Source organism: Rhodococcus koreensis, assembly GCF_017068375.1.
GTDB lineage: Bacteria > Actinomycetota > Actinomycetes > Mycobacteriales > Mycobacteriaceae > Rhodococcus_F > Rhodococcus_F koreensis.
Window position 1 is genome coordinate 1,105,057 of record NZ_CP070610.1, and the last position, 25,496, is coordinate 1,130,552.

The window sequence follows — 25,496 nt, forward strand, 5'->3', positions numbered from 1 at the left end:
TCCCTCCCGTAATTCTCACACCACGCTCCCGCACCGGGGCGCCCCGAACAGAAGAGGTCGTTTGCTATGGACAAGGTCGTCCGCACCGCACAGGAAGCAATCGAGGGAATCGGTAGCGGTGATTCCCTGTCGGTCGGGGGATTCGGGCTGTGCGGAATTCCCAGCGTCTTGATCGACGCGCTCCTGACGACGGGCGTCGACAACCTCGAAGTCGTCTCGAACAACTGCGGTGTCGACGACTGGGGGCTGGGGCTACTGCTCAACGAAGGACGCATCCGGCGGATGGTCGCCTCCTACGTCGGCGAGAATAAGGAGTTCGAACGGCAGTACCTGCAAGGCGAACTCGAGGTCGAACTCGTCCCCCAGGGCACCCTCGCCGAGAAACTCCGGGCCGGCGGCTCCGGTATCCCCGCATTCTTCACCGCAACCGGGGTCGGCAGCCAGGTCGCCGAAGGCGGGCTGCCCCGGCTGTACAACCCGCAGGGCCAGGTTGTGCAACAGAGCCCGCTGAAGACGGTCCAGCAGTTCAATTTCGGCGGACGGACCCGCCCGTACGTGCTCGAGGAAGCCATCACCTGCGACTTCGGACTCGTCCGAGCATGGAAGGGCGATAGGCACGGCAACCTTGTCTTCCGTAAGTCTGCCCGCAACTTCAACCCCTTGGCCGCGATGGCCGGACAGATCACCATCGCCGAGGTCGAAATCCTCGTCGACGCCGGCGAACTCGACCCCGACGAAATCCACCTTCCCGGAATCTATGTCCACCGGGTTCTCCCTCTCACCGAGGACCAGGCGGCCGACAAGCGGATCGAAAAGCGCACCACACGCCCACGGCCGAGCAACGGACCCGTCACCGGAGCAGGTGATACCACAGGGACAACCGCGGTCTCGCCGACGAACGATGCCGCCCTGCCCGGCCTCACCCGTGAACAGATGGCGGCCCGGGCGGCCTCGGAGTTGTCCGACGGGGACTACGTCAACCTCGGCATCGGCCTGCCGACCCTGGTTCCGAACTACGTACCCGACGAGGTCGAACTGGTACTGCAGTCGGAGAACGGGGTCCTGGGAACCGGGCAATACCCGGACGACGGCGACGAAGACGCCGACCTGGTCAATGCCGGCAAGGCCACCGTCACCCTGCGCGACGGGGCATCGATCTTCGACTCCGCGACCAGCTTCGGCATGATCCGCGGCGGCAAGATCGACGCAGCCATCCTCGGCGCGATGCAGGTATCGGCCACCGGCGACATCGCCAACTGGATGATCCCCGGCAAGATGGTCAAAGGCATGGGCGGCGGCATGGATCTCGTCGGCGGCGCCAAGAAGGTCGTCGTCCTCATGGAGCACCTCGCCAAGGACGGATCCTTCAAAGTCGTGCAATCGTGCACCCTGCCGATCACCGGCCTGGCAGTAGTCGAACGCCTCATCACCAACCTGTGCGTCTTCGACATCACCGACCACGGCCTCGTCCTACGAGAGCTGGCTCCGGGAATCACCGTCGACGACGTGCGCGCCGCCACAGAACCCGAATTCACCATCGACCTGCACACCCCGCCAGCGTGACACCGCTCGCCGCAGAACTCCACACACCCGCGGCGATGACGAGCACCCGGCCCCCGCCGCCTAAACCACCCCAGCGCTACACCGCCTGCACCACATCCGCCGAACCTCAGCCCCTCACCCACGACCAGGAGACCGTCCGATGAAAACGACCATGCGAGTCGCCCGCCTTCACGAGATCAACCAGCCGATGGCCATCGAGGAGCTGCCCACCCCGCAACCGCGGGCCACCGATGTCCTGGTGGAAGTGAAAGCCTGCAACATCGTTCCCAACCTCCCCAACGTGCTCGCCTCATACAGCCAGTGGTTTCCGCAACTACCGCTGCCGAAGTTGCCGGCCGTCTTCGGACTCGACACGACCGGCGTCGTCGCCGCGGTCGGGAGCCACGTCACCGACGTGGCGGTCGGCGACCGCGTCTATGTCAATCCCGGCCTCTCCTGCGGGGCGTGCCGCGCCTGCCGCCGGGGTGAGGACCAGAACTGCAACTCCTACACGTTCATGGGGTATTTCGCGTTCGGCCCGGACGGGCAACGACGGTACGACGCCTACCCCTACGGCGGTCTCGGCGAATACCTCACTGCACCGCAACGCAATCTGGTGAAACTGCCCGACACCGTCAGCTTCGAGGAAGGTGCTCGCTTCGGTTACCTCGGCACCGGCTATTCCGCGTTGCGCCGCGCCGGCGTCGGACCCGGGTCGACCGTGTTGATCGACGGCATCTCCGGAACCCTCGGTCTGGGCACCTGCCTGAGTGCGCTGGCGATGGGCGCGACCCGCGTGTTCGGCACCGGCCGCAACGCCGACCTCCTCGAGGACGTCAGGGCCATCGCCCCCGACCGCATCCACGTGCTCGCTGCCGGATCCGGGGACCTACGCAGCTGGACCCGCGAGCACAACAACGGCGAAGGCGTCGACGTCGTGATCGATGCTCTCGGCCCCGGAGCCCCCGCCGAGGCATACCTCGACGCCCTGGGCACTCTACGACGCGGCGGCATCGCAGTTGACGTGGGCGGCATGATGGAGCGCCCGCAGATCGACATGATCTCGGTGATGTGCAATCAGCTCACCATTCTTGGGAGTCTGTGGTTTTCGACTGCCGACGCGCAGGACATGGCCGACCTCGTCGGCACCGGTCAACTCGACCTCTCCATCCTCGAACACCACACGTTCCCGCTGGAGAAGATCAACGAGGCCCTCGACAATCTCCCCGCTCGCCATGGAGGCTTCTCCAACTTCATCAGCATCCCCTGACCTCGCAGGTACCCCGTGCCGCCACGGGGTGTCTGCGCCAACGAACACCGCACCGCGGAAGGAGTTCGCACCGTGCCGGCCTTGCCGACAGCGAAACACCAAGCGTCGACCACAGCCGAGGGCCGGGATTGGCGAAGGCAGGCAGGCTGCTGCACCGCCGACCTGACCCTGTTCTTCCACCCCGTCAACGAACGGGGACCCCAGCGGCAACGGCGCATTGCACGGGCCAAACGGGTCTGCGCCCACTGCCCGGTCCTCGTGCAATGCCGCACACACGCCCTGACCGCGCGAGAACCGTTCGGCATCTGGGGTGGCACGAGCGAAGAAGAACGCAACACCATCCTGGGGCGGGGACGATCCCGGCTTCAGGCGGCGGCCTCACACTGCAGCGCCTGACACCGCAGGTGGTCCCCACACCTCCGCAGAACCGCTTCAGCGACAGCTCCGACGTCATCTGCGCCGCCGATCGGACCTCCGCCTCGGGCTCGCACGGACGATCGGCGGTGCGGGCACGAGCCGACACACCGACACAGGGCAACCACATGGACAAATTCGACACATGCAGGGGCATCGCCGTTCCCTTGCGGCGGGCCGGGATCGATACCGACCAAATCTGTCCCGCCACCTACATGAAGCGGATTACCCGCACCGGCTACGAGGACGCCCTCTTCGCTACCTGGCGAAGCGACCCTGACTTCATCCTGAACACACCCCCGTACCGGACCGGAAATATCCTCGTCGCCGGCCCGGACTTCGGTATCGGATCCTCACGTGAGCACGCGGTTTGGGCGCTGCGGGACTACGGATTTCGCGTCGTACTCTCCCCGCGATTCGCCGACATCTTCCGCGGCAACGCCGGCAAGAACGGCCTGCTCGCCGGTCAGGTCGAACAAGGCGACATCGAGGCGCTGTGGACTGTTCTGGAGGAAGAACCGCACACCGAAACCGTCGTGGACCTCGAAACCTGCACGGTCACCGCCGGAGCACTCACGGTCGACTTCACCATCGACCAGGACAGCCGGTGGCGGCTTCGCGCCGGCCTCGACGACATCGACATCGCCCTGCAACACACCGACCGGATCCGCGCATTCGAAGCGACCCGCCCCTGGTGGCTTCCCCGCACCACCGTTGAAACCACCGACGAGGACCCCACCGTCAGCAACACCAGGCCGGCAACCTGATCCGGTTCCCTCCCCTCCCGTCCCGTCCCGTCCCGTCCGGATCCGGCTGCCACTGCCGATCATCGTCGATCCACTCCACTACCCCGACCGACACCGACAAGCACCTCGCCGACCCTTCTCGCCGCAGAGGATTCCCCATGAACCCAGAATTGACCGCGACCGCCTACCGATCAGGCACCAGAAAAGTCTGGGTCACGCTGATGCCGGTGCTGATCGCCGCATTCATCCTCAACACGCTCGACCGGACCAACATCGGCTTGGCGAAAACCCACCTCGAAGCCGATCTCGGCATCTCCGCGGCCGCATACGGTTTCGGAGCGGGGTTGTTCTTCATCGCGTACTGCACCATGGAGATCCCCAGCAACCTGCTGCTGCACCGCATGGGTGCGCGCACCTGGATCAGTAGAATCGTCATCACCTGGGGACTGGTCTCGACATTGACCACCTTCGTCCAGAACGAGACCGGCTTCTACATCATGCGCTTCCTGCTCGGGCTCACCGAAGCCGGCTTCTACCCGGGCATGTTGTTCTACTTCACCCTTTGGTTCGCACCACGAGACCGTGCCATCGCCATCGGCACCCTGCTGATCGCACCACAGCTCGCGTTGATTTTCGGCTCACCACTCGGTGGTGCGCTGATGCAACTCGACGGCACCTGGGGCCTGCACGGATGGCAGTGGATGCTTCTGCTCGAGGGCATCCCCACCGTGTTGTTCGGATTCTTTCTCTACCGATTCCTTCCCAACGGCCCACGCGAGGCGAAGTGGCTCACACCGGATGAGAAGACCGCCATCATCGCCCACACCTCCGCCGATGAAGCCGAGGAACACTCCGTGTGGAGCGCCGTGAAGGCGGTGTTCTCGAGCGGCCTCCTCTTGACGATCGCCGCAATCTACTTCGTCACCCAACTCGCGATCTGGGGCATCGTCTTCTTCCTGCCCTCGATCGTCGAAAGCTTCGGAATCACCCACTCGGCAGTGATCGGCGCGATCGCCGGCATTCCCGCGATCGGCGCCCTGATCGGCGTGCTGGCCTACCCGAGGCTCTTCCGCACCTACGGCCATCCGATCCTCTTCATCGCCGTCGCCCTCGCGAGCGCAGGCCTTGCCGGGTACTTCGGCGCCCACAGCGGCCCCGTGGGCACCCTCGCCGCGTTCGCGGTCCTGCAGCTGTTCGCCGTGGGTGTGGGCCCCGTGCTGTGGTCCACCGCAATGGACACCATGCACGGCCGAAAGTCCGCGGCCGGACTGGCGATGATCAACTCCATCGGACTGCTCGGCGGCTTCTTCGGACCCAGCATCTTCGGACTCGTCGAAACCTCGAGCGGAACCGCAACCGGCGCGGGCGTCTTCCTCTCCTATCTCTTCATCGCAGCGCTCGTGCTCACCGCAGTCCTGTACGTCCTACTCCGGAACGCGAAAACGCAACGCCGCAACCTCACCCAGCCGGCACCCGAGTACACCCCAGCAGCATCAGACCTCTGACCATCGAGCCGACGCGGCTACACAAGGAGAAGATCAATGAGCAAGAGCGCACTTGTGACCGGTGCCTCGCGCGGGATCGGGCTGGGCATCGCGACCCGCCTCGCCGCACAGGGATACGGGCTGACGATCAGCGCCCGTGACCCCGAGCGCCTCGAGGCGGTCGCGGCGGACCTGAGCGGCGCGGGCGCGAAAGAGGTCGTGGTCGCCGCCGCAGACATGGCCGACCCCGAGTCCGCGGACCGGATCGTCAACGCGCATGCCGAGCGGTTCGGGACCCTGCACGCCCTGATCCTCAACGCCGGCGTCGGTACCGCCGGGACCATCGGGGAGTTCCCGATGCGCCGGTTCGACAAGACCGTCGACGTCAACGTCAAGACGCCGTTCGCGCTGCTGCAGCGGGCCCTCCCACTGCTGCGCGCGGTGGCCTCCGATGACCCCGGTCGCGGCGCGAAAGTGGTGGCGCTGGCCTCGATCACCGGGGTGTACGCCGAATCGGGCCTCGCCGTGTACGGGGCGACGAAGGCTGCGCTGATCTCGCTGGTCGAGACGCTGAACGCCGAAGAGTCGGGCAACGGGATTACCGCCGCCGCCATCGCTCCGGCCTACGTGAACACCGACATGGCCGCATGGATCCACGACCGCATTCCGCCGGAGTCGATGATCGAGGTAGCCGACCTAGTCGAACTCGTTGACGCCCTCCTGAAGATGTCGTCGAAGGCTGTCGTCCCGAAACTCGTCGTCAGCCGAGCGGCTACCGACGGCTACCGAGCCTAGACCGCCATGGCAGTTCGTTGGTGGCGCGGCACAGGCGAACCCGACCGCAGAGACGACGCGACTGAAAGGACACGCGTGAACGCACACGAGCGCGCCATGGTGAACTTCGCCGTGCGGTGGAGCCCGTTCGGAGGTGGCGAACAGTACATCTTCGCCGAGTTCGGCGTTTCGGCGCCAACCTTCTACCGCCGGGTCCTAAAGCTGGTCGAGAGTAGAACGACCACCTACCTCGACTTCGCAGTCAAGGAAGACCTCCGCGCCTATTGCAAGGACAAGCTCTCCCACTACGGGACCTTGCCAGCCCGCAACACGACTGACTGAGCGGTATCGGGGCAATGCAGCGCCGGGCCCCGATTGGATAAGGGCCTTGTCAACTTCTGTCGAGATCTCCTGAACGGGGACTCGCTCATCGTTTCGGGCGCTTGATCGCGGGGTAGCTTCCCATTGGGATTGCCGCGCGGGCGGCGTGGATGTTCATGGTGTTGGGGGTGTAGCCGAGTAGGGCGGCGAGGGATGCGGCGTCGATTTCCTTGCTGAGGTCGTGCAGTGCGGCGTTGCGGGCGGCTCGGATGTCGATGCCGAGTTTTCGGAGTCGCTGCATCAGGGTCTGTTCGGTGAGGTGATGTCCGGCGCGGGTCCCGGGGAAAAGCCAGCGTGATTCGTGGTTGGTCGTTTTCTGGTTTGCGTGGCTGTCGAGGTGTTGTTGTAGGAGGGGAAGCAGGGGTTCGGGCAGTGGGGCCGGGAGGGTGCCGATCCTGACGGTGGGTCCGGGCGGGGTGGTGGTGGTGATGTCGTCGAGAGTGAGTTCGGCGATCCTGCGGACGGGGATGCCGTAGAGCAACAGTAGGAGTGCGGCGATGCGGGTGGACAGGGTGACGTGGTCGGCTTCGATGGTGGTGCGGATAAGTTCGAGTCGCGTGGTGGAGGCGGCCAGCGGGGTGGTCCGCGCTGCGCGGTATCGGATGGTGAATCGTGCTGCGATGCCCGTGCGATGGCGCCACTGAATGAAGCTGCGGATGGTGCGGCGGGTGGTGGTGCCTTCACTGAGGTAGGCGTCGAGGTGTGCTTGCCGCAGGTGGGCGATGGTGGTGTGGTGTTCGGTGCGCAGCCTTGATGATCGACGGCGTCCACTTCGCCGAATCCTGCTGCATCGTGGCCCTCGGGATCGACCTCGACGGGCACAAGCACCCGCTCGCGCTGGTCGAAGGTGCCACCGAGAACGCCACCGTCGTCACCGACCTGCTCGTCGACCTGCGGGAACGGGGCCTCGATGTCACCCGCCCGATGCTGGTCGGCCTCGACGGGTCCAAGGCGCTGCGCAAGGCAGTGCTCGACGTACTCGACCGGCCGGTCATCCAACGCTGCCACTGCACAAGATCCGAAACGTGAAAGTGCATCTGCCACAACGCCTTCGCGGTAGTGTCGGTCGCAGGATGACCGACGCCTACCACGCCGCGTCGGCACTCGAGGCCGAGGCCGCCCTGCGGGCCCTGGCCAAAGAACTCGACCGCACCCATCCCGGGGCGGCGGCCATCCTGCGTGAGGGCCTGGACGAGACGCTCACCGTGCTGCGGTTGGGTGTGCCGCCCACCCTTGCCCGCACACTGCGCTCGACCAACGCGATCGAGTCGATGATCTCGGTATGCCGCGAGCACGCCGCCAACGTCAAGCGGTGGCGGGGCGGTCAGATGGCGCTGCGTTGGTGCGCGGCCGGGATGATCGAGGCCGGCAAGCAGTTCCGCCGCGTCAACGGCCACCTGCACCTGGCGACACTCCGCGCCGCGCTCGAGGCCGAGTTCGCCGAAATTGTCGCACCCGTCATGCACAATGATCAGGAGAACGCAGCCTGATGCTCACCGGGCCGCCACCGAAGTTCCACGGAACTCGGGACATCCTCCGGAACGGACACGGCCCGGATGAGACCAGGCGATGAGCACCGAAGCCGCGACCACCAATCCGACGCCGGGTAACTCCGGCAGTTCCGGTGCGACCGAGCCCACGGCAGAGTCGAGTGCCTTCCTGTTGTCGATCAACTCGGTATCCAGGGCGGATTCGCTTCGCCAGTCGTACCGCCTCCTGCCGGCACGTTTGCATGGTGAGGTCCTCCGACCGAGAACGCCAGGTAGATATCGCATCAATCTGTTTGCGCGTCAGAGCTTTGCGCGCATCGATACCGAGGTCGGTGATCCGGAGCGGGACGGTGAGCGCATTGACTGCTCGGGTCCGCTCGCCGGCCATTTGTTCTCTGGCCACGACCAGGACCCGAAGAGCGGCGCGGGGACCCTCGGCGCGCGGCAGCGGAGCCGGGAGATGTCGACCGCGAGCACCGACCGGGCGATCCGGACGGCGTCGAGTGAGTCGGTCTTGCCGATTCCGCGTCGGTGCGCCGCCGGCATCGCGGCGGGTTCGACGACGGCCAATCCGGAACCGAGGACCCGCTCGGCGAGACCGGCTCCGTAGGAACCGACGCCTTCGATGACCACCAGAGTCGCGTGCTCGCCCACGCGACGACTGATCCATGTCACCGCTCGCTCGAGCCCGGATGGGTTCGTAGGAAACATTGATTTGGTCGACGACTGCACCGGTCGCGGCGGTGACAACCGACAGCGAGTGGGTAGCGGCGTGGGTATCGACCCCGATGACGAACTCGTACTGATCTGCAACGATAGGCATTGCGACGGATCTCCTTCCGAAAGGGTGACGTCGTGTCGGCGTCGGCCCGGGAAGAACACTTCGAGGCAGGCCTGTAACGGGCCACGACCCGCGTACACGGGTCGGGCAGGCTTCTGATCAAGCCACCGAAGCGAGACCGGGTCGGCGTCGCCGTCTCGACCGAGTGGACGGATCCTGGAAAGTGCACCCCGAAAGGGCCATGCGGTTCAGGGGTCACACCCAGTCGCGACGACGACACCGATCCTGCGAGCCGGCCGGCCCCGGGCCAGCCACTACAAACACTTACAGGCGGTTCAGTTTTCCCGCCGCAAAGCCAGACGTGAACTCATCTCTGCATTTTGCTCTGCAGCCAAGACGGATACTGTTATAGTATCCAAAGATGCCCGCTGCCAACACTCAGTTTTCGATCGCCATCCACGTGCTGGCAGCGCTCGCACACTACGAGGGATTTTTCACGTCGGAGCACCTTGCAGGCAGCGTGAACGCGAACCCCATCTTCGTCAAAAGGATCCTCGTCAAGCTCTCGAAGGCGAATCTGGTCGACTCCGCTGTTGGCAAGTCGGGCGGGTACGCCTTGGCGCGAAGTCCAGAAAGCATCTCCCTCCTCGACATCTTTTCTGCGGTCGACCCTCCAAGCACTCCGGCCGTCCATGCCTATCCCATCAACGTGGACTGCGTCATCAGTTCCAACATCAAGGACGTCATGGCCGACGTACTCACTGACATCCAGAAGGCGGTCGAGAGGGAGCTGCGGGAGACGACGTTGGCGAACGTCGTGTCCAGGATCAAGGCCAAGGCCGAGTAATTTTTGACCATGAATAGATACCGATATAGTATCTAAAACATGACTCATTCTATTGAAAAGACTCCCACCGCTGTTCTCATCGGGGTTACTGGAGGATTCGGTCACCCGCTGGCCAAGCTGCTCGCGGACGAAGGCTACCGGCTGGTGCTCGCGGCGCGGCGCGAGTACGACGCCGCAGCGCTGACCGGCCGCAGCGACGAGTCAGCGATCTACGTGCGTGCTGACGTCGCCGATCCTGCGAGCCTCGAGAAGCTGGCGGCGGCGGCATTCGAGCACCTCGGCCGGATCGATGTGGTGGTCAACCTCGCAGGCATCTCGCCGCGCAAAGCCATCGAGGAATACACGCCGGCCGACGTCGACTCAATGCTCGACGTCAACGTCAAGGGGCCCATCTTCGTGACGCAGGCATTCCTGCCGGGGCTCCTCAAGCAAGCCGGCGGCGGCATGGTCGTCCACGTCGGCGGCGCCATGGACGGCCGGGTTGGGCTCCCATACATGAGCGCGTATGCAGCAACCCGCGGCGCGCTGGCGAGCTACGTCCAAGCCTCCAACCGCGAGCTCGCCGGGACCAACGTGACCCTCTCATTCTTCGGACCCGCGCCCGCCAACACCGAGTCGGAGTCCGCATTCTTCGATATGTGGCGCAAGCTGGGCGTCACCCTCGCCGAGCCCGAAGCGGTCGCACGCGAGATCCTCGACACCATCCGCAAGCGACGTCGGGTCCACGTCATGGGCGGAGGACTCCTCAGGATGATGTCGGCCGTCAATGCCGTATCGCCGTCCGCTGCAGACGCGATCGGTCTGCGGCGGATGACCAAGCTCATCAAGCAGCACCATCCACGCTGACCTTGGGTGCGACAGCTGGGACTGCCCCCCCGTTTTGGTTGACGCTTAGGGGTTGCGGTGTTCAGGCCGCTTCTGCGGTCGTGAAGATCATCTTAAATTCGACCGGGGTGAGTTACCCGAGGGCCTGGGGATTGAGGGGACGGGCGAGCAACCGTTGACGATCCTGGCCAAAGACACCATGGGCTTCACCTACGACGGCGTTTCGGTCCCTCTGCATCGCTACGCGCCGGTCGAGACCACTGCAAACGCAACAGAGCCTGCGGCGGACTTCCACTGGCACGTTGACGACTTCGCTCAGGACTGTGTGAATCAGGGCGGCATCTCGAACGTGCTGATGATCCGGCCGCCTGCCCGCGACGAGTCCGCCTAGCCGATCTCACCGCAAGCGACTTCTGCGTCGTCCGTCAGGCGACGCCGGTTACGCGCACGAGCTCCAGAGCACAGTCTGGTGCACCATCGGGTTTCCTTTACGCCTCATATCCAACCATCACAGTGGCGGCTGCGACGGACCATGCAGTGCACTTCTGCACGGAAAAAGTCAGAAGACGACTGCACTCGCGCACAAAACGCCAGCTCGATGTGCAGTCCACTCCTGAAACTGACAAGGTTCGCCGTGGAGCGCCGTTTTCTGGTGTACTGGTATGTCCTTGGCCAAAACGGACCCTGTGACCGCAGAATCGCGCTCAGCCCGTTTTACCTTGTCAGTTGGACTTGGTAGCAGCTAACGAAGCGGATGTTCGCGACCGTTAGCTACTGCTCGCCCTAGAAATAGGTAGACGCAGGCATAGTCGACGAAACGCGCGGACGTCGTCGGAAGCGTTAGGTCGTCGCGCTTTGTGCCGACCGTGGCGTAGCAAAGGATTTCGGTGCTGGGGCTCTTCACCACGCGGTGAAGAGCCCCAGCATCGCGTCCCGAGTCAGTGTCGATCGGTGAGTGCCTGGATGAGTGCGTGCAGTCCGTCGGCGTCGAGACGCCGGAAGATGCGGGTGACCTTCGCGGCGGTTACCGGCACTCGTACCGCTGGCTTATGGCCGTTGTCAGTGGGCGCCGAATCTTGTTCAGTGTCTTGATGTTTTCGCTGGCGTTCGGAGTTCCAGGCCTGGACTTGCTCCTCGGGCGGGACCTGGGCGAGTGAGCGGGCGGTGCGAATAGCGATTTCTCCGTTACGGAGGGCGGTTTGGAGTTCGGGGGTAAGTTGCAGCAGGGCACGTCGCTGGGAAATCCAGCCCTTGGACTTCGCGAGCTTCATAGCCGCCTTCTCGACGGTTCCGCACTCGCCGACCAGGAGTTCGACGGCCTTGGCTTCTTCGATGACGTCGAAGTCGCGGCGGCCGACGTTCTCGATGACCGCCGGCGGCGGAAGGCACCAGCAAATCCCATCAGCAGCAGGGCGGTGTCGCGGCGTTCGAGCACCTCCGACGCCCACCCGGTAACAGCCTGGCGGGCGGCGGCGACGATGGTGACGAGGTCGTCGACCAGGAGCGGGGCACTCTGGCGGCGCGGCCGGTCGCCGTTGGTGGCATAGTCCCGGCGGATCCCGGACAGGGTGGCCGCGACGATCTCGTTGCCCCCGGGGCGGAGTGCCCGCCGCGGCGGTGGTGATGCCCAATCGCGGCGACCCAGCGCGACAGGGTGGCAGGGGAGTAGGCCCGCTCACCGTCCTGGGTGTAGGTGTCGCCGGCGTCGATCAGATACGCGGCCACCACCATCGGATGCGCCGGCAGGGGAGCGTGCCCGTGGGAGAAACACCACGTGACGAAACGCTCCCAGTCCGAGGTGTAGGCGCGGCGGGTGTTCTCCGCCCGCGACCGCTGCATGGTGCCGGCGATCCGCGCCGCCACCTCCTCAGGCAGCACGGGCCCCGCGGGTGCTGTTACCGGCCCGCTCAGGGCCTCGCACCGGTTCGATCGTCACCGACGCAGGCTACCGGGGTGCACCGACACGCTGCAGAGCAAAAACGCGCTGACGTCGGGTTTTGTGCGGATAGCTGCGATAATTGAAATTATCGCAGCCCAGTGCGCACAAATCATGAGTGACACGGAGTGTGCCGTGGAGAGGTGTAGGTTTCCCGAGGTGTGATTCGTCATCGGAATGTCAGATGCTCGACCTGCGAACTCGTCGCGAACTCACGGAGACCTGCCAGGGTCGCGAAATAGCCTGTGGCACTGCCCTCCGGGCGCAAATCCACTCGCGAACCGGACTACTGACATCGCCGTGGCGAACCACCACTGACATTTCGGTGGCGACTCACACATTCCGTTGGTGGTTGTGAGAGGCCGCGCGAAATTGCCAGCAGGTTGACCTGGCGAAACGTCACTCGATGTCAGCGACAGGCCGCACGGAATTTCAGCAGGGGTCGGGCAGGATACGGTCGTTTGAGCTGGGGAGACGTCGAATATGTCCAGCACTGACATTTCGGTGGCGACTCACAGCGCCGGACCACCGACGGCGTCGGAACCGCCTTGATCGTCGGTCCGAGAATGGTCATCCGTGGGATCTGCCAGACCTGGAACTCTTCTCTAACCCCTTCGGGGGTAGGGATTCACCGCAACTGCCGTACACATATCATCTGGCACCTCCCGGCCTGAGTGAAACGGTCTGTCCCGCCGGGCGCGGACACCCCGGCGCACTTGCACACCACGATCGACCGACTTATCGTCCGCCGCGACATCGGAATCCGCGGGCACCCATACTGCGCGGCTTCTCCGAAGAATCGGTTGCCGGTGACGATCCTCGCTGACGCCTCGTCCGAACCCGAGGCTTCACGCGTACCCGGCGACATATTGTGTGGTGAGCCGCAGGAACTGCACATGCCCAACGAAATCCGGATGCCGTAGGCCGGCCATCGCACGCTTTCCTCGGAAGAATCGGGCGACTTCGCCGCTTACTTGTCAGATTGTGCGCACATATCAGGTGACTGCGACGCTTGGGTGGGAAACGCCCTTTCGCCGTCGGGATACACCCTTTCGCGCCGCGGCAGGAACCAGGCGATGGCGAGTGCTCCCAACGCCGCGAGCCCGGCCGCCGCGAAAGCAAGCCGCAAACCAGTTGCGGTGGTGTACTCGTGGCCGCCCGACGCCACCACATTCTGCGCGAGGAGCACGGCGGCGACAGCACTGGCGGTGGAGGTACCGATCGACCGCATCAAGGTGTTCAAGCCGTTGGCGGCACCCGTCTCATGCTCTGGAACCGAGTGGATGATCAGTGTCGGCAGCGCCGCATACGCGAAACCGATCCCGACACCGATGAAGCAGCCGACGAGCACGATGTGCCACACCTGCGCCATCAACACCAGTGCCACACCATATCCGGCCGCGATTGTCGCAGCACCGATGATCAGACTGGTACGGGGCCCGCGGGCGGCGGAGACCCGTGCGGCGAGCGGCGAGACGGCCATCATGATCAGACCGGTCGGGACCATGCACAAGCTCGCCACCACCATCGACTGCCCCAGCCCGACCCCGGTGACAGCGGGCATCTCGAGCAGTTGCGGCAGCACCACCGACGACGCGAACAGGCCGAAACCGACAGCGACCGACGCGAGGTTCGTCAGCAGCACCGGACGACGGATGCTGACGCGTAGATCGACGAGCGGACTACGTGAGCGCCATTGGTAGCGTCCCCAGACCACCAGTACGAGTAGTCCTCCCACGGCGCAGACGAGGGTCGGCGCGGCGGCCCAGCCCCAATCACTGCCCTTGGAGACCGCCAGCAGCAGTCCCGTGAGCCCGACGGCCAACCCGAGTGCCCCCGCAACGTCGAAGCGCATGTCCCGATGCCGTGGACCCGCCGGCACGATCACCCACAGCGCCCCCGCACCGAGGACGCTGAGCGCTCCCGACATCCAGAACAACATGTGCCAGTTGTAATGCTGTGTAGCGAACGCCGACAGCGGCATTCCCACGGCCGCACCCACTCCCAGTGTGGAACTCATCAACGCAACGGACCGGCCCAGTCGCTCGGGCGGGACGGTATCGCGCAGCATGCCGATTCCCAGCGGGATCATGCCCAGGCCGGCACCCTGGAAGGCTCGACCCACGATCATCGGGATAAGGGTGGTAGTCACTGCGGCCAGGAGCGAGCCGACCAGGATCGCGCCGAGCAGGACGAGCGCCACCCTTTTCTTACCGAAGATGTCGCCGAGGCGTCCCGAGATCGGGGTGAATACGGCGCCCGCCAGGAGCGTGGCCGTAACGATCCACGACGCATTGGACGGGCTCGTCGAGAGCAACCGCGGAAGTTCGGGAACGAGTGGAATCATCAGCGTCTGCATGAACGAGCAGATCACGCCGCATCCGGCAAGCGTCGCGGTGATCAGAGCAGGGCTACGGGTACTACCGATGACTGAGGGAGCTAGGACGGTTGCGGACACCGATCACGACCATTCACTTTAATTACTTAGCATATGTATCTTTCTTCCGCTCGTCATGACCTGCCGTAATGACGGGGGCGTGGCACCCGGACCGGGCTCGCCGTTATAGCCACCGCCGCCACGGTAGAGAATGATCACTCTCAAGTCAATACGGTGTGGTGCATCGCGGTGACATGCGCTCTGGTCGCAGTCCACTCGGGAGATGAATAAGCGGTCATCCCTCGGCGCCGCGAATAGTTGACATGAAAGTTATCGCTCTCTATCGTTCGGGAAGCGGCCCTACGGCAGTTTGCTCAAGCAAATCCTGCGCGAGGAGTAGGTCGCCGACAACCAGTAACAATTAAAAATCTAGGCGGTGTCTCGGTCGGGCACGGTCAAGCGATAGGGGCGCAAGTCTTCACGCGAAGGCGCCAATGCAGTAAGGAGATCGACCGTGCCATTGAGCGGTGAGTACGAACCCAGTCCTTTCACCTGGTCACGGGAACAGGCGGAGCAGTATGAGACTTCGGGTGGGAGGGAGGCCGCACTATTTGAAGGGAAACCCATCGTTCTGGTGACTACTGTCGGTAATAAAACGGGCAAGTTGCGCAAGACCCCTATCATGCGTGTGGAGCACGACGGGAAATATGTGCTTGTCGCTTCAATGGGTGGCTCGCCCAAACACCCTGTTTGGTATTTCAACATTGCGGTGAATCCGCGCGTGGAGCTGCGGGACGGGGATGTCGTTCGCGATTATCTCGCCCGTGAGGTGACCGGAGATACAAAGGCGCAGTGGTGGGCGCGGGCTGTGGACGCTTTCCCGCCGTACGCCGACTACCAAGCCAAAACCGACCGAGAGATCCCGGTGTTTGTCCTGGAACCCATCGATTGACGGCCGCAAGCGTTCGGTCACAACGCTCCAGGAGCTACCGTGTGAATGTAGCCGTGGCATAGTTGCGATTGGCTTACGACTCTTTCGACCCGGCCAGTGTTGTGCGTGGACCAGCATCGTCGGGATCTCGGATACCGTGTAGCCGATCGTGTCCTGGTCGTAATTTGCGATTTCCCTTTTACCGCAGCGGCTTTGGTTTCGGCGAGCCAGGTGAGAGCGAGGATCGACAAAGTCTAGTCAATACGGCGTGGTGCCGATCGAGGCGACATGTGCCCTGGTCGAACCACTCGGGAGTCGACCGCGCGACCGGGCGACGGCGCGCTGTGAGCGCCGGCGGTGGGCATGGTCATCTCGGTCTCGATGAACCTGGGCGCAATGGCGTTAACGGTGCACCGAGTTGCGTGCCTAGCCAGGCGCCAACTGATTACGCGCACAGCTCGCCGGATGCGGAAGGCAGACACACCGAAGGATAGACCGACGCACTCGGTCCCTGAGAGAATGCCGGACGGCCCTTGGGTCCGAGAGGCCGGCATCCTCGTGTCCCTGGCAGTAGCGGCGTCCCCGTAGGGAATTCCACGTCAGTCAGGATCCCTCACCGGCTGCAGAGCCAAGCGCTGGGGCGGCCCTCCGGAGCCGCCGCCGCTCATGCTACCCATGACATCGAGCGGTTGACCTCGTCGATGGTCTTGGGACGCTGGGATGCGCCGATGGAGCCGTTCGCGAGAGTGCGGAGTCTGTCCGACGGTGTCAATCCTGACCGGAACTTCGCGGACACCGTTGCGTCGACGGGATCAGGAAGGCACGATCGCTGTTCACTCATTTTTTCTACAACACCTTTGATTCCCCCTGAGGTCAGGGTTTCGTGGCTGCGGCAATCGCCGTGGCCACGAAACCATTCCTGGGATCGCCGCGGCTATCCGGTGGCCGATTCGAACAGTCGCCGCAGCCCGTCAGGGATCGGCACCGGGCGCCTGGTGTCACGGTCGACATAGACGTGCACCCACCGGCCCCGCGCGGCGACCGCCGCCGTCTCGGGCAGCCCGGCAGGATAGAGCCCGAGGTCATAGGTGACGCTGGTACGGCCCAGCCTGACGACACGGATGCCCACCTCCAGGGCCTGCGGGAACTGCAGCTGCTCGAAATACCGGCATCCGGACTCGGCGACGACGCCTACGGCCGGAGCCGCGACCGGGTCGAGGCCGGAGTGCTCGATGATCCAGCCGTTGATCGCTGCATCGAAGAGTTGGTAATACACGGCATTGTTCAGATGGCCGTACATGTCGTTGTCGGACCACCGTGTGGTAGCCACACGGCGCACCGTGAAATCTGCCACGGTAGGGGTTTCGCGCATATCGACCGCCTCAGCGCTCATCTTCATTTCTCCTGTCATGGCGGTCCGCACGAGTTGCGGACGGGTGGGGGTTCTTCCGCGCCGAGCCCGACCTGGGAGCGCACACGCAGTTCGGTGAAGACGTTGCCCTGACAGGGGTCGGGTTTGCCGATCATGGTCCCGATCCAGCAGCCCAGGAATCCGACAGGGATCGATACCAGCACCGGGAAGGTCAGCGGGAAGGGGCATTTCCGCGCCGCCGGCCACACCTGCGGGCCGAGGATGATCAGGGTGACGGTGGTGACCAGGCCGGTCCGGTGCCGATTCCGGTCACCGCGCCGAGGGTGTTGACGCGTTTCCACCCCAGACTGAGCGCTAGAGCCGGGAATTCGCGCTCGCTGCGATCGAGAACGCCAATCCGACGAGCAGCGCGACGTTGATTCCCGATCCGAGCTTAACGGTAATATCGGAAGAGCGGTTCGGCGACGCAGACGGGTTTGTCGGTGGCGCTGCATTCCACGGTCACTGCGGACACGATCTGGACGCCGCCGCTGATGTCCTCGGCCGAGATTATCTCGGCCTCGAGCCGGACCTTCGATCCCGCGGGGACGGGGGCCGGAAACCGGACCTTGTTCAGGCCGTAGTTCACCGCCAGGGACGTGCCCTGAACTTCGAGAACCTGCGCGAACATGACGCTGAGCAATGACAGGGTGAGGTAACCGTGGGCGATGGTACGGCGAAACGGACTTTCCGTGCGGGCCCGTTCCGGGTCGATATGGATCCATTGGTGATCGTCGGTGGCGTCGGCGAAGGTGGCGATTCGGTCTTGGGTGATCTCGAACCAGTCACTGGGGTCCAGTGTGGTGCCGACGAGGCTCTTCAACCCGTCGACGTTGGTGGTGGTGGGCATGGCGGCTACTTCCGGCGCTATTGGCTTGCGGGGTGTGGTGCGGTCAGGTGATGGTGATGCCGCCATGGACGGCGAGTGGTTGTCCGGTGACGTACCCGGCGGCGTCGGAGGCGAGCCGGATAAGGGTGCTGCGAGTTCGGCAGCATCGCCGGTGCGTCCGAGCACCATCCGTGGCGCGAGGCTGTCGAGGTAGCCGTCGTGATACTGGTCGGTCATCTCTGAGGCGAAGAAGCCCGGGCGAACGCGTTGACGCGAATTCCCTTGGGCGAACCCCACTGTTGGGCGAGCCCACGATGCCGGCCTTACTGGCACTGTAGGCGGACTGGGCCGGACCGGCGGTGGTGAGCCCGAGGATGCTGGAAAGGTTGACGATGGAACTCTGAGCGAAGGCCACACCGAGGCCGGACGAGGCGCCGGTGACAATGGCGATGCGGCCGTCGAGGCGGAACTTGTCGAGCACACTCATGTGATGCCTCCCGGGTCAGAACCAGCTGGGGTTCATGTCGAGAGTGGTCTGGTCTCCGCTGGCCAGCAGATCGAGTTGCGGTCCGACCTTGGGTAGCTCGTGGGTGTAGAAGTAGCGGGCTGCCATGCGCTTTCCGTCGTAGAAGTCGCCACTCTTACCCTCGGTGGCGATGAGCTGTTCGAGCCACATCCATGCGATGACCGTGTGCCCGAACGCTTCCAGATAGACGGACGAGTTCGCCAGCGCGGCCGCCGCGTCACCGGCCGCCCACAAGGCGGCGGTGATGTCGACGACCCGGTTCCAGACGGTGTCGAGGGCGTCGGCGTAACCGGTGGCGTCGCCACCGAGAGACCGAGCCCGCGCGATGGTGGCGGCGATCTTCGATCCGAGTAACCGCAGCCCGGCACCGTCGTGCATGATGACCTTGCGGCCCAGCAGATCCAGCCCCTGGATCCCGTGCGTGCCCTCGTGGATCGGATTCAATCGGTTGTCGCGGTAGTACTGTTCGACGTCGTAGTCGCGGGTGTAGCCGTAACCGCCGTGCACCTGGATCGCGAGGCTGTTCGCCTCGAGGCACCACTGCGATGGCCAGCTCTTTGCGATCGGAGTCAGCACGTCGAGGAGCAACGTCGACTGGTCGCCGGTGGCCGCATCGTCGGCCGTGTCGTGTTCGTCCACCAACCGCGAGCAGTAGAGGCCGAGTGCGAGCGCGCCCTCGACGTAGGACTTTTGGGCCAGCAGCATGCGGCGGACATCGGCGTGTTCGATGATCGGCACCGGCGGCGAGGAGGGGTCCTTGGCTCCGAGAGGGCGGCCCTGGGTCCGCACCGTCGCGTAGTCGAGCGACTTGCGGTATCCCACGTAGCCGAGGGCGATCGCGAGGAACCCGACACCGATCCGGGCTTCGTTCATCATGTGGAACATGTAGGACAGGCCGCGGTGTTCCTCGCCGACCAGGAAACCGACAGCACCCGATTTCCCACCGGGGGTGTGGGTGCCGTCGCCGAAAGCGAGCAGGGTGTTGGTGGTGCCGCGGTTGCCCATCTTGTGGTTGAGGCCCACCAAGGTGACGTCGTTGCGTTCGCCGGCGGCACCGTCGGCGCCGGGAAGGTATTTCGGGACGATGAACAGCGAGATGCCCTTGACACCCGGGCCGCCACCCGGTGTCTTCGCCAGCACCAGGTGCACAATGTTCTCGGTGAGTTCGTGGTCGCCTCCGGAGATCCACATCTTGGTTCCGGTGACCCGGTAGCTGCCGTCTTCCTGCGGTACCGCGCGGGTGGTGATGTCCGCCAGCGAGGATCCGGCCTGCGGCTCGGACAGGCACATGGTGCCGGACCAGCGGCCCTCGAGCATCGGACGGACGTAGTCGTCGATCTGCTGCTCGGTGCCGTACTCGGCGAGCAGATTCGCGTTGGCGATCGTCAGGAACGGATAGGACGAGGTGCTGGCGTTAGCCGCCTGAAACCAGGCCATCGCCGCCCGCGCCACCGTGGTGGGCAGTTGCATCCCGCCGACGCTCTCGTCGAATGACCCGGCGATCAAACCGGCCGCCGCGTAAGCGTCGAGCGCCGTCTTGACCTCCGGAATCATCTCGACGGTGCCGTCCGGGCGCATGGTCGGCTCGTTCGCGTCGGCCTTCTTGTTATGGGTGGCGAAATGCTTGTGCGCAAGGTCCGCACTGAGGTCGAGCACCGCGTCGAAGGTGTCCTTCGAATGTTCGGCGAAGCGTTTACGCGAGGTCAGCGCGACCACGTCGAGCCACTCGTAGAGCAGGAAATCGAGATCGCGGCGAGAAAGTACATCAGTCATGAGAATCAGTTCCGTTCGAAAGGTGAGCTCGCTCAGATGGAGATGCCGCCGTCGACCGGAAGGACGACGCCGGTGACGTAGCCGGCTTCCTCGGACGCGAGGAAGCAGATGGCGTCGGCCATCTCGGCGGGGTCGGCGAACCGCGAGATCGGACCGGTGACCTCGGCGATCTTCTCCTTCGGAATGGAGGCGGTCATCCGGGTCGCAGCGTTCGGGGAGATCGCATTCACGGTGACCCCGAAAGCGGCAAGCTCTTTCGCGGCGGTCTTGGTGAACCCGATGATCCCGGCCTTCGCGGTGGCGTAGTTGGCCTGCCCGCGGTTGCCGTGCAGCCCGGTGTAGGAGGTGATGTTGACGACCCGCCCGAATTCCTGGCTCCGGAAATGCGGAACACAGGCGCGGGTGAACCGAAACGTGCCGCCCGCGTGGACATTCAGGACCTGGTCCCAGTCCTCGTCGGTCAGCTTCCACAGCACCTTGTCGCGCAGGATCCCGGCATTGTTGATCAGGATGTCGATCCGCCCGGTCTCGGCGATCACGGTAGAGACAACGTTCTCGACGTCACCGGTGTCGCTGACGTCGGCGGGGATGCCGATGGCTCCGATTTCGCGGGCGGCCTTGTCGAGTTCGTCCTTGTCGAAGTCCACCATGAACACTGTCGCCTTGGCCTCGGCGAAGTGGCGGGCCAGGGCCTGGCCGATGCCGCGGGCGGCGCCGGTGACGATGACGGATTTGCCGGTGAAGTCGTACGTGATGTTGCCCATCGTGTTTCCTGTCCTTCTTCTCAGCTGAGGCGTTCGAGGACCATGGCCATGCCCATACCGCCGCCGACGCACATGGTTTCGACGCCGAACTGCTTGTCGCTGGACTGCAGGTTGTTGAGCAGGGTCGCGGTGATCCGGGCACCGGTCATGCCGAAGGGGTGGCCGAGGGCGATCGCACCACCGGAGACGTTCAGCTTGTCCTCGTCGATGTTCAACTCCCGCGCCGACCCGATCACCTGCACCGCGAACGCCTCGTTGATCTCGAACAGGTCGATGTCGGAGATACCCATCCCGGCGATGGCGAGGGCGCGCTTGGTGGCCTCGATCGGGCCCAGTCCCATGATTTCCGGCGAGAGCCCGGACACCCCGGTGGACACGATCCGGGCGAGCGGGGCCAACCCCAGCTCCTTGGCCTTGGTGTCGGACATGACCACCAGGGCGGCGGCGCCGTCGTTGAGCGGGCACGCGTTGCCGGCGGTGACGGTGCCGTCCGGCCGGAAGACGGGCTTGAGTTGGCTGACCGCCTCGTAGGTGGTGCCGGCGCGGGGGCAGTCGTCGGTGGACACGACGGTGCCGTCGGGCAGCGTGACCGGGGTGATCTCGCGGGCGAAGAAGCCGGCGCCTATGGCCTGCTCCGCGCGGTTCTGCGAGCGCACCGCCCACCGGTCCTGCTCCTCGCGGGTGATGCCGGTGATCTGGGCGACGTTCTCGGCGGTCTGGCCCATCGCGATGTAGGTGTCGGGGACCAGGCCCTCCTCGCGGGGGTCGACCCACTGCTGGCCGCCCTGGGCGAGCTTCTCGGTGCGGGTCTGGGCGTCGGCGTACAGCGGGTTCTGGGTGTCGGGCAGCGAGTCGGAGCTGCCCTTGACGAAGCGGGACACGGTCTCGACACCGGCGGAGATGAACACATCGCCCTCACCGGCCTTGATCGCGTGCAGGGCCATGCGGGTGGTCTGCAGCGAGGAGGAACAGTAGCGGGTGATGGTGGTGCCGGGAATGAAGTCGTAGCCCAACTGCACGGCGACGTTGCGGCCCATGTTGAACCCCTGCTCACCGCCGGGCAGCCCGCAACCCAGGATCAGGTCGTTGATGTCGGTGGGATCGAGCGCGGGCACCTTGTCCAGGGCCGCCCGCACCATCTGCGCGGCCAGGTCGTCCGGGCGCATGCCCTTGAGTGATCCCTTCATGGCGCGGCCGATCGGGGAACGGGCGATGGAAACGATGACAGCTTCGGGCATGAGCACTCCTGATGGGGTGGCGGCGCGGGTATGCGAAATCCCTTGCGGGGAGAGCGGAGAGGCGCGGGGTTACAGCGCAGATAAGATATGCAACAGCATAGTTTCTATGCGCTTGCATATACTGGCGCGATTACAGGACGCCTGTCAACCCCAGTTCCCGAGAGGCCATCAATGCCAATGAGCACACCCCCAGGCCGTGCCATCGATGGTGTGGGAACATCGAAGGCGGCGGCGCGGATTCGCGCGGCCGCCATCGAGGTGTTCGCCGCCAAGGGGTACGGCGCCGCCACTACCCGTGAGATCGCCGCCAGCCTCGACATGAGCCCAGGAGCCGTATACCCGCACTACAAGACCAAGGAATCCCTTCTCTACGCCATCAGCCTCGAGGGCCACCATTCGGTACTGGCGGCCATCACCGCCGCTGATAGTCCCGACGTCGCGGCGCCCGACCGGCTCACGTCCACCGTGACGGCCTACGTGATCTGGCACGCCGACAACCGCGCGAGCGCCCGGGTCGCGCAGTACGAACTACGTTCGCTCTCGCCTGTGCACTTCGCAATCATTGCGGACATCCGCCGGTCCACCACGAAGGTGTTCAAGCGGATCATCGAAGCCGGCGCAACGTCAGGCGACTTTCACCCCTTCGACATCGAGGCCGCCGCGCTGGCGATCACGTCCCTCGGTGTCGATGTCAGCAGGTGGTTCCCCTCCCGCGCCTACTCCGACCCACACATTATCGCGGCTCGCTACGTCGAACTTGCCCTTCGAATGGTCGGGTGTGCCGACCGGCAACCCCTCGACGAACCTTCTTGACATGTGCTGCTGGACTGCAGGATTCGAGAACGGCTGTCGCCGAAGCTGGCGAGACCTGCGCCGGAGAGCAGCCCGGCGTTGGCGTCCGCCTGGATCTCGCGGTGCTCGCCGTAGTCGGTGTCGTCGACCGGGCCAGCCACCACGCCGAACCCGCCGGCGATCACCGAGATGAAGGAGCCGTTCATCCCTCGGCGCCGCGGATCATTGACATGAAAGTGATCACTCTCTATCGTCGAGAAGCGGCCCTACCGCAGTTTGCTCGAGCGCATCCTGCGCGAGGAATACCTCGCCGGCCCGCGAATCGAGCCTCGTTTGAAGGAGAGCACCACATGAATACGCTTGCAGGAGAACTGGCGCGCGCGTTGGGCGATGTCGACGCGATGCAGCAGCTGTACGCCGACGACATCAGCTGGACACTACCTGTCACCCTGGGCCGGATCGGCGGTACCAACGAGGGCAAGGACGCCGTCATCAAGCTCAACAAAATCTCGTTCGGGCCCTACAGCAAGTCCGCGGGCTTCAAGGTCGACATCCATCACGAGTTCGGTGACGACGAATACAGCGTGGCCCGCTTCACCTGCAGCGCGACCGTCTCGGCGACCGATGAGGCATACGTGAACGAGTACTCGCTCTTCGTACGGGGGCGTGACGGCAAGATCACCGAGGTCGTCGAGCACCTCGACACGCTCAAAGTCATGCACTACGAGGGTCTGCGAACCTTCCTTCCGCGCATCTCTGGGGTCGTCGTCTCATGAGCGAGCTGAACCGGCGGTGGCGTGTCGCGGCGATGCCGAGTGAGCGGCTCGAGACTTCGCACTTCGAGCTGGAGACTTCAGACCTTCCCGAGGTGCCCGACGGACAGGTCAAATGCCGAGTGCTGTGGATCTCCATCGACGCGGCACAGCGAGCATGGTTCCAGGGGGCCACGTACCGCGCCGCCATCCAGATCGGCGATACGATGCCCGCGTTCTGCATCGGGCAAGTGGTGCAGAGCCGCTGCGACGACTTCGCGGCCGGCGACATCGTGACCGGACATCTAGGCTGGCAGGACTACTCCGTCGTCGACCCGCACGACCTGCAACGGCTCGTTCCCGCAGCGCCGCTTTCGAATTACCTCAGCGTGTTGGGCATCACCGGCCTGACCGCATACTTCGGTCTGCTCGAGGTCGGTGAGGCGAAGGCCGGAGAGACCGTCGTCGTCTCGGGCGCGGCCGGTGCGACGGGCAGCCTCGTCGGGCAGATCGCAAAGAAGCAGGGGTGTCGTGTGGTCGGCATCTGCGGCAGTCCCGAGAAGCAGAAGTGGCTCACGTCCGAACTCGGATTCGACGCAGCGGTCAACTACCGTGACGATGCGTTTCGGCAGCAGTTGAAAGAGGCTTGCCCCGACGGTATCGACGTCTTCTTCGACAACGTTGGCGGCGCAGCGCTGGACAACGCCCTCAGCATCATGGCGCACCGCGGGCGCGTCGTGTGCTGCGGCGTGGTCTCGCAGTACGACACGAGCACGCCTGTGCGAGGTGCGCGCGGTGTCCCTGGGCTGCTGATCGTCAAGAGCGTCACGATGCGGGGCTTCTTGTACACCGACTACTCCGAGCGGTGGGACGAGGCGCTGCAAGTAATTCAAGGGTGGCTTCAGGATGGCTCTTTGAAGGTGGCCGAGGATGTCCTCGAGGGACTCGAGAAGGCGCCGGAGGGCCTCATCGGAGTTCTCAACGGGAGCAATGTCGGCAAACGCATGATTCACGTGGCCGACCCGGCCTGACTTCGAGCAGACGGATCGGCGAGACGATCGAGCCGTGGTCGAGCGCCTGAGCTTCGCCGAAAACACCGCTGCGGGCTGGCGTCAGAAGCAAGCCAGCCCCGCAGCAGTGTCTCCGCCCCGCTCGTCGTCGGCGCCGAACGGCTCGTCACCGCTGGTGCGCCGTACGGAAAGTAATTCGACGCTCAGCGCAGAGAGAAGGGTTCTCCGCCTTCACACCTCAGGGCGGCGCGACCACCAATGATGAGAAGGCCTCCTGCGGCCCGAGTAGATGGTTTACATTCATGAATTCACACGAGCATCGCAGATGGCGTCAAAGGCGACGCGCCGCATGGGTCGAGGTCGACCGTAAGCGCAAGCATCGCGACACCGAGGCGGAGTTCCTCATCGAGTTCGCCAGTAAGTGGGCACCATATGGGGGCGCTCATGACGAAGAGATCCTCGTTCATTTCGGACTTACAAGGCCCCGCTTCATCGAGCGTTTGTGGCACATCATTCCTGAATCCCACTGCAGCCCCGAGGAGATACTCAGTCTAGCGAACGCGTACCCGCGTCGACGTCACCTGCGAACAAACACTCGTTCAC

The 25,496-nt window shown here is 64.5% G+C and carries 24 protein-coding genes and 3 pseudogenes; 15 read left to right on the forward strand and 12 right to left on the reverse strand.

Translation table 11 applies throughout. The features are described from left to right. Positions 1–66: 66 nt before the first annotated feature. The 7 genes from JWS14_RS45945 (at position 67) to JWS14_RS45975 (ending at position 6,572) form a co-directional block, all read left to right on the forward strand. On the forward strand, positions 67–1,563 hold the full coding sequence (locus JWS14_RS45945; protein ID WP_206016822.1) for a 3-oxoacid CoA-transferase: 1,497 nt from the start codon (positions 67–69) through the stop codon (positions 1,561–1,563). 139 nt (positions 1,564–1,702) lie between these two features. Next, on the forward strand, positions 1,703–2,812 hold the full coding sequence (locus tag JWS14_RS45950) for an alcohol dehydrogenase catalytic domain-containing protein (RefSeq protein ID WP_206016823.1): 1,110 nt from the start codon (positions 1,703–1,705) through the stop codon (positions 2,810–2,812). A gap of 81 nt (positions 2,813–2,893) precedes the next feature. Continuing rightward, positions 2,894–3,208, forward strand: a complete 315-nt coding sequence (locus JWS14_RS45955) for a WhiB family transcriptional regulator (protein ID WP_206016979.1) — start codon at positions 2,894–2,896, stop codon at positions 3,206–3,208. Positions 3,209–3,354: 146 nt separating this feature from the next. After that, the gene (leuD, locus tag JWS14_RS45960; protein ID WP_206016824.1) at positions 3,355–3,993 is read left to right on the forward strand and encodes a 3-isopropylmalate dehydratase small subunit; all 639 of its coding nucleotides are present in this window, start codon (positions 3,355–3,357) and stop codon (positions 3,991–3,993) included. Positions 3,994–4,130: 137 nt separating this feature from the next. After that, a complete protein-coding gene (locus JWS14_RS45965) occupies positions 4,131–5,477 on the forward strand; it encodes an MFS transporter (protein WP_206016825.1) in 1,347 nt (448 codons plus the stop codon). Positions 5,478–5,513: 36 nt separating this feature from the next. Further along, entirely contained in the window at positions 5,514–6,251 is a 738-nt protein-coding gene (locus tag JWS14_RS45970) for an SDR family NAD(P)-dependent oxidoreductase (RefSeq protein WP_206016826.1), read from the forward strand. A gap of 75 nt (positions 6,252–6,326) precedes the next feature. After that, complete coding sequence (locus JWS14_RS45975) at positions 6,327–6,572, forward strand: hypothetical protein (protein WP_206016827.1); 246 nt, start codon at positions 6,327–6,329, stop codon at positions 6,570–6,572. Positions 6,573–6,657: 85 nt separating this feature from the next. On the opposite strand, the gene JWS14_RS45980 is transcribed toward JWS14_RS45975, so the two are convergent. After that, positions 6,658–7,092 carry a hypothetical protein gene (locus JWS14_RS45980; protein WP_206016828.1) on the reverse strand — a complete coding sequence of 145 codons (435 nt, stop codon included), beginning with the start codon at positions 7,090–7,092 and terminating at the stop codon, positions 6,658–6,660. Between the two features lie 266 nt (positions 7,093–7,358). Here JWS14_RS45980 and JWS14_RS45985 point away from each other — a divergent pair. After that, a pseudogene (locus JWS14_RS45985) lies at positions 7,359–8,101 on the forward strand (IS256 family transposase); the annotation flags it as partial. A 36-nt stretch (positions 8,102–8,137) separates the two neighbouring features. Here the strand turns inward: JWS14_RS45985 and JWS14_RS52275 are convergent. Beyond that, positions 8,138–8,924: pseudogene (locus tag JWS14_RS52275) on the reverse strand (IS110 family transposase); the annotation flags it as partial. A gap of 379 nt (positions 8,925–9,303) precedes the next feature. Between JWS14_RS52275 and JWS14_RS45995 the strand changes: the two are divergent. The 3 genes from JWS14_RS45995 to JWS14_RS46005 all read left to right on the forward strand — a co-directional run bounded on the left by JWS14_RS45995 (position 9,304) and on the right by JWS14_RS46005 (position 10,945). Further along, on the forward strand, positions 9,304–9,729 hold the full coding sequence (locus tag JWS14_RS45995) for an RrF2 family transcriptional regulator (protein WP_206016830.1): 426 nt from the start codon (positions 9,304–9,306) through the stop codon (positions 9,727–9,729). Positions 9,730–9,768: 39 nt separating this feature from the next. After that, positions 9,769–10,575 (forward strand): SDR family NAD(P)-dependent oxidoreductase, encoded by an 807-nt coding sequence (locus tag JWS14_RS46000; protein ID WP_206016831.1) that lies wholly within the window; start codon positions 9,769–9,771, stop codon positions 10,573–10,575. 154 nt (positions 10,576–10,729) lie between these two features. Then, entirely contained in the window at positions 10,730–10,945 is a 216-nt protein-coding gene (locus tag JWS14_RS46005; RefSeq protein WP_206016832.1) for a hypothetical protein, read from the forward strand. A 547-nt stretch (positions 10,946–11,492) separates the two neighbouring features. Here the strand turns inward: JWS14_RS46005 and JWS14_RS52280 are convergent. Further along, positions 11,493–12,233 carry a ParB/RepB/Spo0J family partition protein gene (locus JWS14_RS52280; RefSeq protein WP_476748566.1) on the reverse strand — a complete coding sequence of 247 codons (741 nt, stop codon included), beginning with the start codon at positions 12,231–12,233 and terminating at the stop codon, positions 11,493–11,495. A gap of 1,227 nt (positions 12,234–13,460) precedes the next feature. Beyond that, positions 13,461–14,948, reverse strand: a complete 1,488-nt coding sequence (locus JWS14_RS46015; protein ID WP_420855170.1) for an MFS transporter — start codon at positions 14,946–14,948, stop codon at positions 13,461–13,463. A 433-nt stretch (positions 14,949–15,381) separates the two neighbouring features. On the opposite strand from JWS14_RS46015, the gene JWS14_RS46020 reads away from it, so the two are divergent. Beyond that, a complete protein-coding gene (locus tag JWS14_RS46020; RefSeq protein ID WP_206016833.1) occupies positions 15,382–15,819 on the forward strand; it encodes a nitroreductase family deazaflavin-dependent oxidoreductase in 438 nt (145 codons plus the stop codon). Positions 15,820–16,462: 643 nt separating this feature from the next. Here the strand turns inward: JWS14_RS46020 and JWS14_RS46025 are convergent. From JWS14_RS46025 to JWS14_RS46060, 8 genes and pseudogenes are all read right to left on the reverse strand, one after another. Next, entirely contained in the window at positions 16,463–16,639 is a 177-nt protein-coding gene (locus JWS14_RS46025; protein ID WP_206016834.1) for a hypothetical protein, read from the reverse strand. Positions 16,640–16,732: 93 nt separating this feature from the next. Next, positions 16,733–17,191 (reverse strand): acyl-CoA thioesterase, encoded by a 459-nt coding sequence (locus JWS14_RS46030; protein WP_420855171.1) that lies wholly within the window; start codon positions 17,189–17,191, stop codon positions 16,733–16,735. Positions 17,192–17,205: 14 nt separating this feature from the next. Next, a complete protein-coding gene (locus tag JWS14_RS46035) occupies positions 17,206–17,511 on the reverse strand; it encodes a hypothetical protein (RefSeq protein ID WP_206016835.1) in 306 nt (101 codons plus the stop codon). Positions 17,512–17,603: 92 nt separating this feature from the next. Further along, a complete protein-coding gene (locus JWS14_RS46040; protein ID WP_206016836.1) occupies positions 17,604–18,059 on the reverse strand; it encodes a MaoC family dehydratase in 456 nt (151 codons plus the stop codon). A gap of 43 nt (positions 18,060–18,102) precedes the next feature. Further along, positions 18,103–18,525, reverse strand: a pseudogene (locus JWS14_RS46045) (SDR family oxidoreductase). 15 nt (positions 18,526–18,540) lie between these two features. After that, positions 18,541–20,337 (reverse strand): acyl-CoA dehydrogenase, encoded by a 1,797-nt coding sequence (locus JWS14_RS46050; RefSeq protein WP_206016837.1) that lies wholly within the window; start codon positions 20,335–20,337, stop codon positions 18,541–18,543. A gap of 32 nt (positions 20,338–20,369) precedes the next feature. Further along, on the reverse strand, positions 20,370–21,101 hold the full coding sequence (locus tag JWS14_RS46055; RefSeq protein ID WP_206016838.1) for an SDR family NAD(P)-dependent oxidoreductase: 732 nt from the start codon (positions 21,099–21,101) through the stop codon (positions 20,370–20,372). 20 nt (positions 21,102–21,121) lie between these two features. Next, positions 21,122–22,339: an acetyl-CoA C-acetyltransferase gene (locus tag JWS14_RS46060; RefSeq protein WP_206016839.1), complete on the reverse strand. Its 1,218-nt coding sequence runs from the start codon at positions 22,337–22,339 to the stop codon at positions 21,122–21,124. A gap of 177 nt (positions 22,340–22,516) precedes the next feature. Between JWS14_RS46060 and JWS14_RS46065 the strand changes: the two genes are divergently transcribed. The 3 genes from JWS14_RS46065 to JWS14_RS46075 all read left to right on the forward strand — a co-directional run bounded on the left by JWS14_RS46065 (position 22,517) and on the right by JWS14_RS46075 (position 24,914). Beyond that, positions 22,517–23,152, forward strand: a complete 636-nt coding sequence (locus JWS14_RS46065; protein ID WP_206016840.1) for a TetR/AcrR family transcriptional regulator — start codon at positions 22,517–22,519, stop codon at positions 23,150–23,152. A 329-nt stretch (positions 23,153–23,481) separates the two neighbouring features. Continuing rightward, positions 23,482–23,907, forward strand: a complete 426-nt coding sequence (locus JWS14_RS46070; RefSeq protein ID WP_206016841.1) for a nuclear transport factor 2 family protein — start codon at positions 23,482–23,484, stop codon at positions 23,905–23,907. Further along, positions 23,904–24,914, forward strand: a complete 1,011-nt coding sequence (locus tag JWS14_RS46075) for an NADP-dependent oxidoreductase (protein WP_206016842.1) — start codon at positions 23,904–23,906, stop codon at positions 24,912–24,914. The genes JWS14_RS46070 and JWS14_RS46075 overlap by 4 nt, the downstream gene beginning before the upstream one ends. Positions 24,915–25,496: the final 582 nt, after the last annotated feature.